14 protein-coding genes are annotated in these 16,673 nt (G+C 48.9%); 1 reads left to right on the plus strand and 13 read right to left on the minus strand.

What is annotated here, in order from left to right:
• Window positions 1-93 precede the first annotated feature (93 nt).
• The 8 genes from KJS69_RS26210 to KJS69_RS26245 form a co-directional block, all read right to left on the minus strand.
• Window positions 94-1,053 carry an ROK family glucokinase gene (locus KJS69_RS26210; RefSeq protein WP_213586767.1) on the minus strand — a complete coding sequence of 320 codons (960 nt, stop codon included), beginning with the start codon at window positions 1,051-1,053 and terminating at the stop codon, window positions 94-96.
• A 230-nt stretch (window positions 1,054-1,283) separates the two neighbouring features.
• A complete protein-coding gene (locus tag KJS69_RS26215; protein ID WP_213586768.1) occupies window positions 1,284-2,018 on the minus strand; it encodes a glucosamine-6-phosphate deaminase in 735 nt (244 codons plus the stop codon).
• Between the two features lie 23 nt (window positions 2,019-2,041).
• Window positions 2,042-3,460: a M81 family metallopeptidase gene (locus tag KJS69_RS26220; protein ID WP_213586769.1), complete on the minus strand. Its 1,419-nt coding sequence runs from the start codon at window positions 3,458-3,460 to the stop codon at window positions 2,042-2,044.
• 21 nt (window positions 3,461-3,481) lie between these two features.
• On the minus strand, window positions 3,482-4,330 hold the full coding sequence (locus KJS69_RS26225) for a sugar phosphate isomerase/epimerase family protein (protein WP_213586770.1): 849 nt from the start codon (window positions 4,328-4,330) through the stop codon (window positions 3,482-3,484).
• 41 nt (window positions 4,331-4,371) lie between these two features.
• The gene (locus KJS69_RS26230) at window positions 4,372-5,415 is read right to left on the minus strand and encodes a Gfo/Idh/MocA family protein (protein ID WP_213586771.1); all 1,044 of its coding nucleotides are present in this window, start codon (window positions 5,413-5,415) and stop codon (window positions 4,372-4,374) included.
• Window positions 5,416-5,456: 41 nt separating this feature from the next.
• Window positions 5,457-6,278 (minus strand): carbohydrate ABC transporter permease, encoded by an 822-nt coding sequence (locus tag KJS69_RS26235; protein ID WP_213586772.1) that lies wholly within the window; start codon window positions 6,276-6,278, stop codon window positions 5,457-5,459.
• Window positions 6,275-7,198, minus strand: coding sequence for a carbohydrate ABC transporter permease (locus KJS69_RS26240; RefSeq protein ID WP_374706742.1), 924 nt, complete (start codon window positions 7,196-7,198; stop codon window positions 6,275-6,277). Before KJS69_RS26240 ends, KJS69_RS26235 begins: the two co-directional genes overlap by 4 nt.
• Before the next feature lie 118 nt (window positions 7,199-7,316).
• Window positions 7,317-8,612, minus strand: a complete 1,296-nt coding sequence (locus KJS69_RS26245) for an ABC transporter substrate-binding protein (protein ID WP_249730718.1) — start codon at window positions 8,610-8,612, stop codon at window positions 7,317-7,319.
• Window positions 8,613-8,964: 352 nt separating this feature from the next.
• Between KJS69_RS26245 and KJS69_RS26250 the strand changes: the two genes are divergently transcribed.
• Window positions 8,965-10,119 (plus strand): ROK family transcriptional regulator, encoded by a 1,155-nt coding sequence (locus tag KJS69_RS26250; RefSeq protein ID WP_249730722.1) that lies wholly within the window; start codon window positions 8,965-8,967, stop codon window positions 10,117-10,119.
• 378 nt (window positions 10,120-10,497) lie between these two features.
• On the opposite strand, the gene KJS69_RS26255 is transcribed toward KJS69_RS26250, so the two are convergent.
• Genes KJS69_RS26255 through KJS69_RS26275 form a run of 5 tightly spaced genes read right to left on the minus strand, consistent with a single transcriptional unit; the run spans window position 10,498 to window position 16,669 of the window.
• Complete coding sequence (locus KJS69_RS26255; RefSeq protein WP_213586775.1) at window positions 10,498-11,130, minus strand: bifunctional 4-hydroxy-2-oxoglutarate aldolase/2-dehydro-3-deoxy-phosphogluconate aldolase; 633 nt, start codon at window positions 11,128-11,130, stop codon at window positions 10,498-10,500.
• Window positions 11,114-12,940 carry an alkaline phosphatase family protein gene (locus tag KJS69_RS26260; RefSeq protein WP_213586776.1) on the minus strand — a complete coding sequence of 609 codons (1,827 nt, stop codon included), beginning with the start codon at window positions 12,938-12,940 and terminating at the stop codon, window positions 11,114-11,116. Before KJS69_RS26260 ends, KJS69_RS26255 begins: the two co-directional genes overlap by 17 nt.
• Window positions 12,941-12,980: 40 nt before the next feature.
• Window positions 12,981-14,138, minus strand: coding sequence for a mandelate racemase/muconate lactonizing enzyme family protein (locus KJS69_RS26265; protein ID WP_213586777.1), 1,158 nt, complete (start codon window positions 14,136-14,138; stop codon window positions 12,981-12,983).
• A gap of 48 nt (window positions 14,139-14,186) precedes the next feature.
• Complete coding sequence (locus KJS69_RS26270) at window positions 14,187-15,173, minus strand: phosphoglycerate dehydrogenase (RefSeq protein WP_213586778.1); 987 nt, start codon at window positions 15,171-15,173, stop codon at window positions 14,187-14,189.
• Entirely contained in the window at window positions 15,173-16,669 is a 1,497-nt protein-coding gene (locus KJS69_RS26275) for a tripartite tricarboxylate transporter permease (protein ID WP_213586779.1), read from the minus strand. Before KJS69_RS26275 ends, KJS69_RS26270 begins: the two co-directional genes overlap by 1 nt.
• Between the last annotated feature and the right edge of the window lie 4 nt (window positions 16,670-16,673).

Consider the following 16,673-nt stretch of genomic DNA (forward strand, 5'->3'; position numbering starts at 1 on the left):
GCCCCTCACTCCGTGAACATCGACACTCCAATGTAATCATCCCCTGGAGTAAATCGAATCTGTACATCCTATTGGGCTGCACCGTCTAATTTGCTATTCGATAGCCAAATGTTTTCGCACTAGATAAGCCGCCCCGATAATCCCTGCGTCATTACCAAGTTGGGCGTATTCAATCTGTGTGATCTCGCCTATTCTCGCTAATGAATGCCTGATGAATGCCGCCCGAATATCTGTTAGAAACCAACTGCCAGCCTGGGATAGTCCTCCACCGATCAAAATCTTGGCTGGATTAATAATAGCAGCTGCATTAGCCAGAGCCATGCCGAGCGCATCTGTTATACGAGCTATTACACGTATACATGCCTGATCACCATCTTCAGCTAGTGTGAAGACATCTTTGGCGCTGATATTTTCTTGTTGTGCGTAGAGGGCGGCTAATTTCCCCGTCGGATTAAGCGCCATCTCCTCCATGGCTTGTCTTACAATGCCGGTGGCAGAGGCTACCGTATCCAGGCAACCTGTCCGCCCGCAATTGCATGCATACCCTTGAGGATCGATCACGATGTGGCCGATCTCACCGGCCGTGCCGTTTTCTCCTTGCAGAATCTCGCCATTCGCAATGAACCCTCCACCAACGCCTGTCCCTAGTGTGATGACAATCAGATCGTTTGCTTGATTGCCGGCTCCTCGCCAATTCTCGCCGAGTGCTGCAATGTTTGCGTCATTTTCTACATATACGGGGTGTGCACATTTTTTCCGCAGGATTTCACCAAGCTCGAGATCTTTCCAGCCGATATTGACGGCTTCATATACTTTACCGGTTTGCGCGTCCACAAATCCGGGAGCGCCAACGCCAATGCCTAGTATCGATCCAGGATCTGTTAATAAAGGATGATGAGAAAAAGATGACCATACATCATCTATAATAGAAGCGCCGCTATCGATCACATTCGTATGAATCTCCCACTTATCAATGATCTCTCCCTCGATACTTAAAACACCGAACTTCACCTTCGTACCGCCGATATCGATACCGACAATATATTTGCTCACACCGTTTCACCCTTATCACCTTAAGCGTAATCACCATAATCATTTATCTGGTTATATAAGTGGCACTAAAGAAAGGGATCATTCCGTTCCGAAGGAAAGTGCCTCCGAAGCTTCAAACATCTTGTTTTGTATTCCTTATTTATGGAATGGGCCTTTGGATGGTAGGAATACAAAGCCAAAACTCGCCCTGGAAGCATCTTTCTTTCTCCACTCCATGATCTATATATTCTTTAGTTCATTTTATTTAGTAATGACCCTGCTGCCTCATCAATAATAAAGATTGCATTCGGATGAGCCCGCAGAATGGTGGCCGGACAGCGTTCGTCAATCGGTCCTTCAATCGTATCTTTCACCGCCTGGGCTTTGCGTTCTCCAGAAGCAACGAGAAGTACCTGTCTGGCCTCCATGATGTCCGCCAATCCTAACGTTAACATCTGTGTCGGCGCTTCTTCACGTGTCAGATTCTGATAGCGCATCGTGCTTTGAATTGTCGACTCATCGCTATCCGCCAGAAAGACGCGCGATTGAAAGGAAGTCCCGGGCTCATTGGCTGCAAGATGACCGTTCACTCCCAAACCGAGAATTTGCAGATCACGCGGGTATTGGGCCAGGACTTGCCGGTATCGATCCATCTCTGCTTGCAGCTGCCTCGTGCTTCCGTCAAACAATTCGATCACTTTCGGCTTTTGAGTAATTAGATTGTAAAACTTGGTATACATAAACGTATAGATTGTGAAAGACTTGTTTCTTTCAGCGATATACTCGTCCAGATTCATAAATACTGCGTCTTTGATGGATAAGGTGCCTTCATTAATGGCTTTGACCATTAACTCAAACATTCCGTCATAGCTGGCACCGACCGTTGTATTGACAACGGCGTCTTTTTTTTGCTCCAATAAGTCTTTAAGGACCTCAAAAGCTTTTTGTGACATTTCGGCATAATCTTTCGTCTTGATTACTTTCATGGTTAGCCATTCTCCTTATTAGGTTATATACGTTCAACAGCAGCAGGCAGAGCGAGGTAATTCAACTCAGCAATCTGCAAATAAGTCGCTCCGGGGGTCAGGGCCAGGACTTCTCCGCGGGCTACCTTGGTCAATGCATCGAATAGGTAACCCTGCTTTAACACAATCACATCATAATCTGTAAATTGTAGGCCGGCGCGAACAAAATGATTAATGGATATAAATGAATCTCCTCGATTGGCAATGACTACATCCAGAGCATCCATTTCTATGGTACAAACTTGACCAACAACATCATTCTCGGCATTTAAATAACCTAGCAAATCCCCTTTGGCCTTCAGTATACCTGTAAGCAACACTTGCTCGCTGTAATCATCTGCACCACCGCCAACCCAAACGGATACATGCTCGCCCACTTCATGCTGGTTCAGTTCTGCAAAAGCAGCTTGATCGAAAATCGATGCAATCACTGCTTTTTTTCCGTTCAGGTCGCGCTGCGTAAGCAATTTCAGCAATACGGTATTGCAGCCGGGCGCTCCCGCTGTCGTGTTGTCACCTGAATCGGAGACAAATACCGGTTTATCGTCTATCTGCAGGGCGTAATCCAATGCTTGTTCGGGAGCTAGCGCCTGCGAAGCAAAATCGAATTGATGTTTGCGCGCCACAATAAATTCCACTAGACGATGACAAGCTTGCTCCGCTGTCTCTACATCATGTCGAGTCCGCGGCACGACAAAAACGGATGCTCCCGTATGGGCGGTATCGCTCCAAGCATGACCTAGGAAGAATGAAGCTGTTGCAATTCCTTCTATCTCCTCTACAGCAGCGAGCTCGGCAAAAATGGATTGCAGCGGTTCGCGGTTACCCAATGCTTTCTCGCCACAGATGACGACAGGAAGTTTAACAAATGCCGGCGTGATTGTCTCCTTAATAGCGATCAAGGCAGTTAAAGCTTCTGCTGTGATTCGTTCGGTCTCTGCTTGATCCGTATGCGGCACAGTACGGTATGCTCGTACAATATTCACTAACTGACTTAATTCTTCCGGGATGTTTCCGTGTATATCCAATGTCAGAGAGATAGGGATCTGCGAACCGACGAACGCCCTGATTTGCTTGATCAACTCCAGCTCTCCAGAACCGATGCCTTCCACGACCATGGAGCCGTGCAGATGCAGCCAGATTCCATCCACCTCAGTATCCTGTAGAACGGCCAGCAGCTTCTGGGCGAAAAAGTCAAAGGTGCTCTTCGTGACGATACCTGATGAAAGGCCGGTGGCGTATATGCCCGGTATGACATCGACCTGTTGCATGCGAAGCGCTGCGACACTATGCAGCCGGTCAAGTACGGCATCGCCCTCAACAAACACAAAGTCTTCCTTGTGAGTTGGTTGAGGATTGAACGTATTCGTCTCATGATAGAAACAGCCGACTAAAACTTTCATGTATCTGCTCCTCTCCGAGATCTACCCGATCTCCGCCAATGTGAATACGTGGCGAAAAGCTTTGCCAGAACGTTCAGCTAATTGTTCTGCCGTGTCCTGTGGTTCGGTAATCGACAAGATTTCCTGAGTGACCATTCCCTGATAATGCTTTTCTTGCAATGCTTTAAGAAAGCCTGACAAGTGAATGACGCCTTCTCCCGGATACACACGATCGTTGTCCAATACATCCTCTACCGGTATATCGCGCGCATCATTGAGATGAACATACTTGATATAGGGAAGGTCTATGTCCGCAATGGTCTGAAGCGTTTCTCCACTTGTGTACCAATGGAAGCTATCGAGTACTATGCCGACATTGGCTTCGCCGACCAAATCGAGCCATGCTATCGTATCCGCCGCAGTCCAAATAAAGGGATGCTTCCATTGATGGCGCAAATGATGCGGACCAACGTACTCCAACGCCAAATTCATGTCATATTGTGCCAGTAACTTACCGAGCAGACGAAGACGCTGCGATAATTGAATGAGATGCAATGTAATTTTCTTGTCTGTAGATGGCATAAAATAGGTGAAGAATGTCCGGCAGCCGAGCTGCGAGGCCAGGTCGGCCTCAACTAGCAGATCAGGCAGCCCATTTCTAAAGGATGCATCGTCCTGCCGCCATTCTACAGGCAAAGTTACTGCTCCCAGCTGAACTTTATGACGCTGCAAGTGTGTGCGAACACCTGCTATGCCTTCGAGATCAACAAATGCCCGCAGATCTTTTCCAGTCGTCTCAACAGCAGAGAATCCATTGGATGCAGCAAGTTCAATTAAATGGGGGAGTCCATTGACTTTACCTAATCCCGCCGAACTTAAACCCTTTATCATCGAACCACCCCTTATCTATTTGTACGTCGCATATAAGCTCTTTACTGTATGCGAACGGCTTGTCCGCTTGCTGCCGACTCATAAAGCGCCGTAATAATTTTTTGTAAAACAACGGCTTGTTCAGCCGTGCTGAGCGGCGGCTTGTTCTGTAGACAACAATCGATAAAACGCTTGAATTGCACTTCATAATAATTATTTTGTTGCAAGTAAGCGGGTGTCGTATCCAGGAGCGCTTCATGTTTTTCTTGATATATTTTGACCGGGAAAACATCGGCGCCGCCCTGATCGCCCATCAGGCTTACTTGCATGACTTCGTCTTTTTCTACATTAGCTGCGAATGCTGCCTCTAAAGTAACGGAAGAACCATCTTTGAAAACGATCATTCCCCGCGCCATATCTTCAACGGAGAAGTTTTCCCAATCCCATTTCCCCATCAAGCCTACACCGTCACGATTGCCCAGTTTCTGGTATGTCACGCCAAGGACTAGCTCAGGTTGAGGGTATCCCATTAAATACAACGTTGTGTCAAGCATATGCACGCCAATATCGATGAGTGCGCCGCCGCCTTGCAGTTCTTTGTTGGTGAATACTCCCCATCCAGGAATTCCTCTCCTGCGCACCGCTTGGGATTTGGCTGCATAGATATGTCCGAATTCCCCGCTATCAATATATCTTTTCAATAAATCGACTTCCGGTGCGTGGCGGTAATGGAACCCGAATGTCAAAAATTTATTTGCTGCTTTAGCTGCTGCTGCCATTGCTTCAGCCTCAGCTACGGTAACCGCAGGCGGCTTCTCGCATAGAACATGGCAGCCCGCCTGCAAGGCAGCTATCGCCATCTCCGCATGAAACTTATTGGGTGTGCATACGCTGACTGCATCCAGCTCATGGTGCTGCAACATCTCTCGAAAGTTTGTGTAAGCGTGGGGAATCCCCCATTGTTTAGCAACATTTTGCGCTCGTCCATCACTTGCATCGCACACGGCTAGAACTTCGACATGTTCTTTATGCTTCATATAATTTGGAATATGCACATTCTGGGCAATTCCACCGCAGCCGATGATCCCTACTTTCAACTTTCTCATCCGCGTCACCTTCCTCTTTGTTTAGGCAAAGCCAATATCCATTAGCCTTTAACGGACCCTGCCAAAAGTCCTTGAATGAAGTAACGTCCTGCAAATAGATACACGATCATCGTGGGAATGGCCGCCAACAAGGCTCCAGCCATCTGAACGTTCCATTCTATAATTTGACTGCCCGCTAAATTTTGTAATGCCACCATGATAGGTTGCTTGGCGTGTCCTGTAATCGTAATTGCGAACAGAAACTCATTCCATATGTTTGTAAACTGCCATAAACCAACAACGACGAATCCTGTTATCGATAAAGGCATCATAATATAGGTGTACGTTCTGAAAAATCCGCTGCCGTCAATTTGCGCTGCTTCGATCATGGTTTGCGGTATGCTGGCATAAAAGTTTCTAAACATCAGGGTAGTCATCGGCAAGCCATAAACCACGTGAACGAGCACCAATCCAGTAATGGTATTGTATAAATTTAAATTTCGAATGACCGTGATGAGTGGAATCAAAATACTTTGAAAAGGAATAAACATCCCTAGCAGCAGTAAAGTGAATAGCACTTCTGAACCAGGGAATTTCCATTTAGATAGTGCATATCCATTCAGAGAACCCAGTAAAGCGGAAATAAGGCTTGCTGGAATCACCATCAGAAAGCTGTTTAGCAAGTTCGGGGACAACTCTTGATAAGCTTTGGAGAAGCTTGATAAGTCCAGTTGACTTGGCAGCTTCCACATCTCCATGAACGATACTTCATCGAATGGTTTTAAACTAGTGACGATCAGGATATAAAAAGGGATGAGAAAAAGGATACCTAACCCTGTCAACACGACATACAACAATGTTTTGGAAAGGAGCTTCGGCATCACATTTCTTCCTTTCGACTAAAGATATACGGGACAACAAAGATCATCACCATGAGCAACATAATGGTGGCAATCGAAGCACCTTCCGAATAAAAATTGCTCTTGAAAGTTGTTTCATACATATAGATTGCCGGCATGTCTGTAACAAAGTTGGGGCCGGACCCTGTCATTGTGTAGACTAGATCGAAGATCTTCAACGAAATTTGCAGCATAATAAGCACTACACCGTATGTGATTGGTTTCAATTGAGGCAGTATCACTTTATAATACATTTTCCATGTTCCGGCACCATCGATCATCGCTGCCTCCTTCAACTCTTCAGGCACATTGCCAAGACCGGCTAAATACATGGCCAAGGAAAAGCCCGTCATTTGCCAGATGGCCGCAATCAGCACGGCAACCAAAGCAAGCGGCAATCCGAATTCAATTTTGAAGATGCTCCAGCCGGGGAAAATGGTTACATCCGTATACCAGCCTGGGGATAATCCCACTTTTTGCAATAGAAGATTGATTCCTGAGTCGGGATTCAAAATCCACCGCCACGCAACGCCTGTCACTACAAAAGACATGGCCATCGGAAATAGAAAAATGTTGCGGTATAACCATTTGCCTGCAAGTTTTTGCTCCAGGAAAATAGCGAGGATTTGCCCTAAAACAACGACTCCGACGATGAAAAATAACGAGAAAAAAATCATATTTCGCAAGGATGATTGAAAACGAAAGGAGTCAAATAGCTGGGCATAATTTTTCAAGCCAACAAATGTAAAGTCCGGTTTGAGAGAATTCCAGCTTACAAAAGAAACTACAGTCGTCCACCCGATAAACAAATAAACAAAAATAAACACTAGCAATACGGACGGTAAAACAACAAGCAACGGCAACCATTTCTCGAGCGATCGTCTTTTTCTTCTTCGAATTTCCATGTATCCCATCCTCCAGCGATCCGTCTATTACAAAGGATCGTGTTAGCGAATCGTTCGGGTCGCCAGACCGGCGAGCCCCCGAACGTCTTATCCGCAATAAGCTTGCACCCCATCGTGATTATGGATTGAGAAGCGATTTGGCCTGATTTAAAGATTTAATGAAATTGTCGATATTTCGCTGGGTAACAAACTCTTTGACTGTATCATCGACTTTATTAATGAAACCAGACGGGGTAGCTGAACCGCCTGCTAAACTGATGTTGATCTTGGCCTCTTTAAAATCTTGAGCTGCTCCTTGGCTGTAAGGGCTGAAGCCCGAAATATCCACATCGGTACGCGCAGGAACAGAACCTTTTAATTTATTAAAATCTTGTTGTGCTTGTTCTGAACCCAGGTATACGATAAACTTCCTCGCTTCCTCTACATTCACAACGTCTTTAGGCATTCCCATCGAGTCGTTGACGATACTGAACACTTTGTCCGAATTCGGAGCCTGTACCCAGCCGTAATCAACATCCAACTTGAAATTTTTGCTTTCAAAAAAACCGGTTTCCCAGTCGCCCATAATATGCATGGCAGCCTGTCCGCCAATGACAAGTTCAGCGGCGTCTTGCCAGTCAAGCGCACTATGGTTGTCGTTAGTAAAATCTAGAATGCGCGAGAATGTTTCCAGTGCGCTCCTCATCTGCGGGCTATCAAAATCCACTTTTCCAGTCCACAGTTCAGCGGCTCCATCCACGCCGAATTCATCTAACAAAACCATCTCGAATACGAGTGTTGCCCAACGAGAGGTTTTATCTCCCAGAGCCAACGGAACAATACCGTTAGCCTGCAATTTTTCTGCAATGGCAAAGAAGTCGTCAAACGTTGTCGGCGGTTCAATGTTATGTTCGGCGAACACTTTTTTGTTGTACCAAATCACATTATTTCGATGCACATTCATGGGCAATCCATAGATATGGCCATCTTTGGAGTTCATGTCAATGAGTGCTTGCGGAAATACTTCGGCCCAACCATTGGCTTCATATAAGTCGTTTAATGGTTGCAAGTAACCAGCGTCTTGCCAACGTAATAAATCTGGCCCTCCCTGGGCCTGGAATACGGCTGGCGGGTCTCCGCCTTGCAGACGGGTGGACAAAACCGCTTGCGAGTTCGCTCCAGCGCCACCTGCAATCGCTGCATTCTCCACTTTGATCAACGGATTCTGCTGAGTGAATCCTTTCAAGACCGCATTGAGCGCTTCCGCCTCGCCGCCGGCCGTCCACCAGCTTAAAATATCAAGTGTAACGGAAGCGTCCGCTGGCGGAGCTTTTTCTTGACCTGAACCATTGGATGCTTGCTTATTACTACTACAAGCAACCATCATCGTGACTAACAAACCAATAATTGTTAACAACATATACCTCTTTTTCACTGCTTTCCCCCCTATTTACAAAATGATGTAACAGAAAACAAAGCTTAGTTATCCCTGTTGCTGCAGCTCTATACAGCAACTGCACAAATAGCAATCGGGCGACCGATATATTAAACCAAGTTTACTTATAATATAAACTAAGTTTAATATATAAAAGCCCTGTTCATCTATTTAAGACGATAGTAATGAAAGAAAGCGCTTTTGTCAATGATTATTTCTTTATATATTAAATTAAGTGTAATATATTGATATTTTTCCGCTTGTTTCCATTAGGGGGTATGTATTATTATTAATGATAGTTTATTAATGGGCTGACAATTGCCGGAAAGGTGGAGGTGGCACCTCATTGTTTATGCAACAGAAATTCGATCAGCAAAATGTGCGTAAGTATCACTATTTTTTGCTGTTAAGCCTGATTCAAAAACATAAACAAATCTCTCGTTCACAATTAGCAGAGCTTACAGCCATGAGTAATACAACGGTTGGGAAAATTGTTAAAGTGTTGCTGCAGGATGGATTCATTCACGAAGTAGGCCATGTAGAGGGCGATGTTGGCAGGCGGGCAACCATTCTTGAGTTGAATCCATACGGAGCATTGATCGTCGGAGTAGAAATCGATTTAACTTCCGTGCAAATTGCGATCGTCACGCTAGATGGGATGGTCATGGATCAACTCCAGTTTGCATTCGATATTAAGGGACAACCGAATGTCATCCTGGATAAAGTGGCAGATGGGATTATGAGTTTGTTGCAGCATCTGGAGCCGGATAATCGCGAGAAAGTCATTGCGATCGGTGTCAGTATGCCCGGTCTGGTATCTTGGCCTGAGGGTAAAGTCTCGTTGGTTCCCCAATTTCGTTGGAACGACGTGCAAGTCAAGAGTTACCTGGAAGAAAAGCTTCCTCTGCAGGTCTATGTCGATAATCATGTTCGCTCCATCTTATTGGCAGAACGTTTATTCGGCACGATCAATAATACCCGTCACGCTGTCTGTATTTATGTCGGTAGCGGAGTTGGCGGAGCTGTGATGACTAACGGCGATATTATACGCGGTGTCAGTAATACATTAGGAGAGATCGGCCATCTGACGATGGATCCAAACGGTCCGCTATGTGATTGTGGCAGACTGGGTTGTCTGCAAACATTTATCAGCATATCCGAACTGGAAAAGCAGGCGCAAATGCCGATTGCCGAGATTTTCGCCGCTTATGAGCGCGGAGAGGCGTGGAGCCAGAAGCTGCTGGAACGAGCTAAACAGTATTTAGGCATTGCGATTGCCAATATTATTTGTATGTACAATCCTGAAGTTGTGCTGCTCGCCGGCCCCATGATTGAGGACTATCCCTCGATAACAAATGATATTAAATCTATAACCGATCGCTACATTTGGAGGCCATTGGAGAAGAGTTTCGTACTTGCCCACGCTACGTTTGGTAAAGCCAGCGGTGTCATTGGCGCCAGTGCGATTGTTTTAAATGAATTCTTGACACAATCGATGAATGACTAACTTAGCATCCGTCTTTCCTTGCACAGGTTGGATTTCTTTGTCTGTTTATCGTTCTCCCCCGGTTATGCTCTTTTGACGCAAAATAAGGTTAACCAGCTGATACCGGTTAACCTTCTTCGTCTTACTAAATTAGTAAATGGAATAACAACGGAAGGCATCAATTATGGTGTAGTCAGTACAGAGCTAATTGTAGAAAAAGAAGCTTTTTATATTTCAATGCTATTGAAGCATAAGCATGCGCCATAGAGTTGCTCGGGTCGTGCTTGCAGGCAAAAGCTAAAACGGCCTCCGTCCCACGAAATTCAGGACGAAGGCCGCTTAACTCTTTATATTAGTAATGCCTAGTAGACGGGCTGCAGTTCATGTTGCCTAATCTAGTTATGCCAAAAGACCGGCGGCGCGCATAAAGCGTTGGACATTCAAGGTGACGGCACCCCAATCCTTGGCCGAGATGGCTTCTTTTCCAAACAGTTGAACGCCGGTCCCTATGGCTGTCGCCCCGGCCGAGAAGCACTGTTCTGCCAGTTCGGCATCCAGCCCGCCGCTTGGCATATACAGGATGTTATTTAGCGGTCCCCTGACCTGGCTCAAGTAGGCAGCGCCGAGCGTGCTGATGGGAAACACTTTCACGATATCTGCGCCCGCCTCCGCAGCGGCCTGGATCTCGGTGGGAGAGAAGGCGCCCGGAATGGAAATCAAGCCTTTCTCCTTGGTACGCCGGACTACTTTTAGGTTCACATTGGGAGAAATGATATATTTCGCCCCGGCGGATGCGGCCCGTTCCACTTCCTCGGCCGTCAAAACCGTTCCGGCGCCGATCGACGCTTGTTCGAATTGCTTGGATAGCAGCTCGATTGACTCGAAAGCCCTCTCCGAGTTCAGCGTTACCTCGAACAGGCGGATGCCGGCGGCATAAAGCGTTTGGGTGATCTCAAGACATTGTTCCGGACTAAATCCCCTGTAGATCACGACGATTTTGTGACGTTTGATGGACTCAATAATTGGATTCATGGCGTCCCTCCGACGGTTTATTATCTTCCCTAATCAAATCGAGCAAATCGTGCATAAGCCGGCCGTCCAATCCCTCGCATCCCTGCAAACGCAGTACGCGGGCGATCGTGGTCCCCATATCGTTCATTTTGTACGGGCTCGTTCGATCGCGTCTGGCTCCTTGGCGTGCCGCAGGGCCATAAAACAACGCTATCCCATAATTGGAAGAATGAGCCGTAGCGGCCGTCGGAATTTGCGGGCCATGGTTCGCTCCCGGCGCCGTGACCGGAGCGACCGCATCCCGGTTGTGATTGTAGCCCCATACGAAGCCTTGATTGTAGGCGAACAGTACGTCTCCCGCAGCGTCTCCCCAGAAACCGAGCGGACTCGCATCCTGCTTTTTGACTGTAATGCCGGCTACGTTTTTAACGCCCTTGGGCGTCTCATAATACCAGGTCGAGATCGCCTGAAAAATTTCGGTCTGCACTTTGTCGTAATCGCCGGACTCGACGATGCCTTCCGGTTCCCGCCCCTTCAGATTTATGAAAATCTCCGTACCGCCCCGCTCTTTTTTTAAGTACGCTTTGGAGCGGCTCATGACAGGAAGACCTTCCTGATCGAGCGTGCAGAGACCGGTCTGCGCCAACCGGACATAAATATCGCACATGTACGCATTCGGTACGTCGCCGTGATCGGAAGCGACGATTAATAGGGTATCGTCCGATTTATGGGCCAATATCTCGCCAATCGCCCGATCCAGAACGATGTATCCGCTCCGCATGACCTGCTCGCAACGTTCGGCGCGTTCCGGCGAATAGAACGGTGAAGCGGGATCGTACTCCCCGAGACAGGTATGATGGGTTTCATCAATCAAGCGAAAGACAGTAGCAAACAAATCATAGCCCTTGGTATTTATAAGCCACTCGGCCGCTCTGGCAAGCCACCTAGCCTGGTATTCCCCTTCTTCAAGTCCGGTTTCCATGTATAAATGATCGGGGGCGACCGAAACCGTCCACTTCGAAATGAACGGCCCCGTATGCTCCAGCAATTCCGCTTCCAGCTCCTTTTGATTGGAGAACCGAAGCTTGCGGTTGATTTGCGACTGCAGGAGATCCAGCTGCATCCGGTCCGGATCGTAGGCGAGCAGCTTGAACCTGCCGATGCCCGTTTCCTCCCCCAGCCTCATTTCCGCCCATTCCGACCATTGTCCGACAGATATATGCACCGTTGTTCCGTCGTTCAATGCAAGGCAGACCGACGTCCGATCCAGCGGTTCGATGCGAATCGTTTCCGTATGGCCGTCATGGGTCGTTATCGCAAACCGGAAATGGGTATTCTCCGTTTCGATGACGCTTCGATTCGATTTTTCATGATATGCCAGCGTTTCGGCCACCGGCGGCCATCCCAAATACTCTGTTTTCGGCCGTTCAGGCCATTGATCCGGATGCGTGCTGTATACCATCGGAGAGGCCAGCTCAAAAAGGCCCTCACCGAATGGGGCAAACTGAAAATGCCGGGTGCCTTCCACCGATACGGTTTCCGGAAAATGGACCAGAGCACTCTTTTTATTTTGCCGGTCCATATAGCCTAACAGATTGTTTCGATTGTCCGCAGCGATCCTTTGTCCTTTCCAACTCGTACCCGGCGCTTGCCCGGACATAAACGAAACGAAATTCACGTCGCCCCAAGTGGATATATAAGGGAGGAGCTCCGCGCTCGCCCCACCCTCGAGAATTTTGGACAGGTTCGGCAAATAACCTTCTCCCGCGAATTTGTACAGCAGTTCCGGGATCATCCCGTCGACGCCGAACATGATCACTTTCTGGTTCATTTCTCATCACTCTCTATCTCGTATTTTGGGAATCTATCTCTCACTTGCAAAAAGTCCGCTGGCCGTATTCCTTCAATACATCCCGGTTGACTTCAACGCCGATGCCCGCTTTTTGCGGAATCGGCACTGTGCCGTCCGTCATGGAGATAGCGTGATAGATCAAATCTTCGCGGAATGGATGGGCCGATTGGTCGTATTCCAGCATAGGCTCTATCGGATTCAGCGATAGAGGGGGCGCCGGAAGGCTCGCGATAAATTGCAGCGATGCGGCAAGTCCAATACCCGACCCCCACACATGCGGAATGAGCATCGTATTATAGGCTTGCGCCATCGCGGCGATTTTCTTGCACTCTGTAAAACCGCCGGACGACATCAAATCCGGCTGCAGCAGATCAAGTGCACCGCTGCCGATCCAATGGCGGTACCCCGTCTTGCCGAAAATATTTTCCCCAGCGGCAAGATAAGTGGCCGTCAGGTTCTTCAACTGCCGGTAGCCTTCGATATCTTCCGGAGCCAGCGGTTCTTCGAAGAAATGAATCTTCGCCTGCTCCGTTTCAAGCAGGATGCGCCGTGCCGACGGTACGTTGTACGCGCAGTTCGCATCCATCATAATCATGATATCGTCGCCCACCGCTTCGCGAATGGCGTACACGTAGTCAATGTCGGCTTTCACCCCGAAGCCGGTTTTTAACTTAATGGCTTTAAATCCTTTGGCGATGTGCCGCTTCGCTTCCTCCACACCAGCATCGGGATAAGCTTCACCTTTTTTTCTATAAAATCCGGTCGCATACGGCGTCACTTCCGTACGAAACGCACCGCCGAGCAATTGATGAATCGGCCGGTTCAGCGCCCTGCCCTTGATATCCCATAATGCGATATCGACACCGCTAATCGCATTGACGGCCGCGCCATACTGGCCAAAGGGCCGGGTTCGGTTGTACATTTCTTCCCACAATACTTCCACATCGAACGGATCCCGGCCCAGCAGCATCGGCTTGAAGCAAAATTCGACGAACGAAGCGGCAATTTCCGGCGGCTGCAGCCCGTGGCATAGAGACTCGCCCCAGCCGACAATCCCTTCGTCTGTAACAATTTCCACGATCATGGAGCTTCGTCGTTCGACCCACCCCTGGGAAAAAGCGAACGGTTCGGACAACGGTGTCGTAATGACGTGCGGAATAACATCAATGATTTTCATGACAACGCAACCTTTCAATATTTTCGGGTGAAACCGATCGTGCCGTCCTCACTTAACCGAACGGACGCCCCGATCGTAAACCTCCGGATTGACGATATGCTCCGGTTTGCCGCCTCGAAGCACCCCAATGACGCTTCTGGCGGCAGACATTCCAATCGTATAATTCGCTTCATACGAGTGGCCGGCAATATGGGGGGTGACGATGACGTTATCCATATGAAGCAGAGGATGGTTCCCCGGCGGTTCCTGCGCAAGCGTATCCAGCGCCGCACCCGCGATCCGGCGTTCCTGCAGCGCCTGCACAAGCGCCGTCTCCTCCACAATATCGCCTCTTGCCGTATTGATCAGATAAGCGGTAGGCTTCATCAGAGCGATCATTCGCCGATCGACAAACCCTCTTGTGGATGGCAAGGAAGGCAAATGCAGGCTGACAAAGTCGGAAATGCGCATCAGTTCCTCGGCCGATACGAGCCTTACGCCGTGCTCCTGCACAAACGCCTGGTCGGGATAAGGATCGTAAGCCGCAATATTCATCTGAAAACCTTTGGCTCGCCGAATAACTTCTTTCCCGATCTGCCCCATGCCGACCACACCCAGCGTTTTACGGTATATCTCCCTGCCGGTAACTACGCTCCAGCCCGACTGCTTGACCACTTCATGGGCTTTCATCAATTGTCTGGAGATCGCGAGCATGAGCGTCAGCGTTAGATCCGCCACGGCGTGCTTATTGCCTCCGGGGATGTTGGAGACGACGATCCCTTTATCCGTTGCGGCTTGGAGATCGATCCGATCGACACCGACGCCGTACTTCGCAATGATCTTCAAGCGATTCGCTTTAGCGATAACGGCAGCGGTAAAATAATCGTCGCCGACAATAGCGGCGTCGACATTCTCAACAAGCTCCAGGAGACGGTCTTCTCCCAGCGTCGTTCCCCGATACGGGTGATCCACGATCTCGTATCCTTCCCGAGCAAGCAGATCGATCGGTTCCCGATCCAGCACACCGAACATTCTGGATGTAATGAGTATCCGCATCAGGCATTCTCCTTCCGCCTAAACGCCCGTGTCAGATAGGGCGTAACGACCGGCGCCAGGAACGAGGCGATGGCAAGGAAAATGAAAATGGCGGAAATCGGCTTGGTAAAAAAGACGAGCCAGCTGCCGTCCGATAATATCAAGGCTTGGCGCAGCGAGTTCTCGGCAATCGGACCGAGAATGATGCCGAGCAGCATCGGCGTCACCGGATAACCGAATTTCGGCATAATAAACCCGATCAAACCAAAAATCATCATCAACTTGGCGTCGAACAACGTGTTGTTGACTGCATAGGCCCCGACGAAACATAGTGTCAACAGGATAGGCAACAGCACATTGACGGGGATCCGGGTGATATGAACAAACAGCCGCGTAGCCAAGCTGCCTTGAATATACATGATCAGGTTCACGATCAATAAACCGACCATGATCGTATATACGATTCCCGCGTAATTGACGAACAACTGCGGGCCCGGCGTCAAGCCCTGCATCATTAACGCTCCGAGCATAATCGCCGTGACCGTATCGCCCGGGATGCCGAGCGTCAGCAGCGGGATCAGGGTCGATCCCGTCACGCCGTTATTGCCGGCTTCCGACGCCGCAATGCCGTCCAACGATCCTTTGCCGTACTGATCTTTATCTTTGGCGACGCGTCTGGCTTCGTTATAGCTGAGAAAGGAAGCAATCGCCGCCCCCGTCCCCGGGATAGCGCCGATGAACGTGCCGATGGAACTCGATTTCAGTATCGTTTTCCAATAGCTTATCGCTTTGCGAAAAGGAAGCTTGGTGTCGACATAAGCGTTCCGTTCCTTGACGACCTCATGGGCCGCTTGGCTTCTTGTCAATATTTCCGATATGGCGAACAATCCGATAAGCGCAGGGATTAACGCAATGCCGCCCATCAGATTTTCGTTATCGAACGATAATCGCGGAACCGCGCCAATCGGGTCCAGCCCGATCGTTGAGACCAGCATCCCCAGCGCTCCCATGATCATCCCCTTGACCAGCGATTTTCCGCTGACACTGGAAATCATCGCAAGGCCGAAAACAGCCAGTGCGAAAAATTCCGTCGGACCAAATTTTAGAGCGAACTGTGCCAGCTGAGGAGCCACGAATAGAAGAATCAACGCACTGAACAGGCCTGCAACCGTCGAGGCGAAAGTGGCCATTCGCAGCGCTTCCCCCGCCCGCCCCTGCCTCGCTAAGGCATATCCATCCTCGGCCGTGGCCGCCGATGCCGGCGTACCGGGCGTCTTGATCAGGATCGCGGTGATCGAACCACCGTATGTGCCGCCGCAGTAGACTCCCAGCAGCAGAAACATGCCCGTTTCCGGCATCATTCCGAACGTGAGAGGGAGCATCAATGCCACACCCATCGTCGCCGTAAGGCCGGGAAGCGAACCGAACACAATGCCTGCGGCAACGCCGAGAAACATGAACATAATATTTTGGATCGTCAGTGCGTTGATCAGGCCGGTAATAATGTTGTCGACCATGTTG

It is taken from the genome of Paenibacillus sp. J2TS4, from assembly GCF_018403245.1.
GTDB lineage: Bacteria > Bacillota > Bacilli > Paenibacillales > NBRC-103111 > Paenibacillus_L.

Coding starts and splice junctions, on each gene's coding strand:
- KJS69_RS26215 (WP_213586768.1), bottom strand. CDS start 2,018: ATGAAAGTAATCAAGACGAAAGATTATGCCGAAATGTCACAAAAAGCT.
- KJS69_RS26220 (WP_213586769.1), bottom strand. CDS start 3,460: ATGAAAGTTTTAGTCGGCTGTTTCTATCATGAGACGAATACGTTCAAT.
- KJS69_RS26225 (WP_213586770.1), bottom strand. CDS start 4,330: ATGATAAAGGGTTTAAGTTCGGCGGGATTAGGTAAAGTCAATGGACTC.
- KJS69_RS26230 (WP_213586771.1), bottom strand. CDS start 5,415: ATGAGAAAGTTGAAAGTAGGGATCATCGGCTGCGGTGGAATTGCCCAG.
- KJS69_RS26240 (WP_374706742.1), bottom strand. CDS start 7,198: ATGGAAATTCGAAGAAGAAAAAGACGATCGCTCGAGAAATGGTTGCCG.
- KJS69_RS26250 (WP_249730722.1), top strand. CDS start 8,965: ATGCAACAGAAATTCGATCAGCAAAATGTGCGTAAGTATCACTATTTT.
- KJS69_RS26255 (WP_213586775.1), bottom strand. CDS start 11,130: ATGAATCCAATTATTGAGTCCATCAAACGTCACAAAATCGTCGTGATC.
- KJS69_RS26260 (WP_213586776.1), bottom strand. CDS start 12,940: ATGAACCAGAAAGTGATCATGTTCGGCGTCGACGGGATGATCCCGGAA.
- KJS69_RS26265 (WP_213586777.1), bottom strand. CDS start 14,138: ATGAAAATCATTGATGTTATTCCGCACGTCATTACGACACCGTTGTCC.
- KJS69_RS26270 (WP_213586778.1), bottom strand. CDS start 15,173: ATGCGGATACTCATTACATCCAGAATGTTCGGTGTGCTGGATCGGGAA.
- KJS69_RS26275 (WP_213586779.1), bottom strand. CDS start 16,669: ATGGTCGACAACATTATTACCGGCCTGATCAACGCACTGACGATCCAA.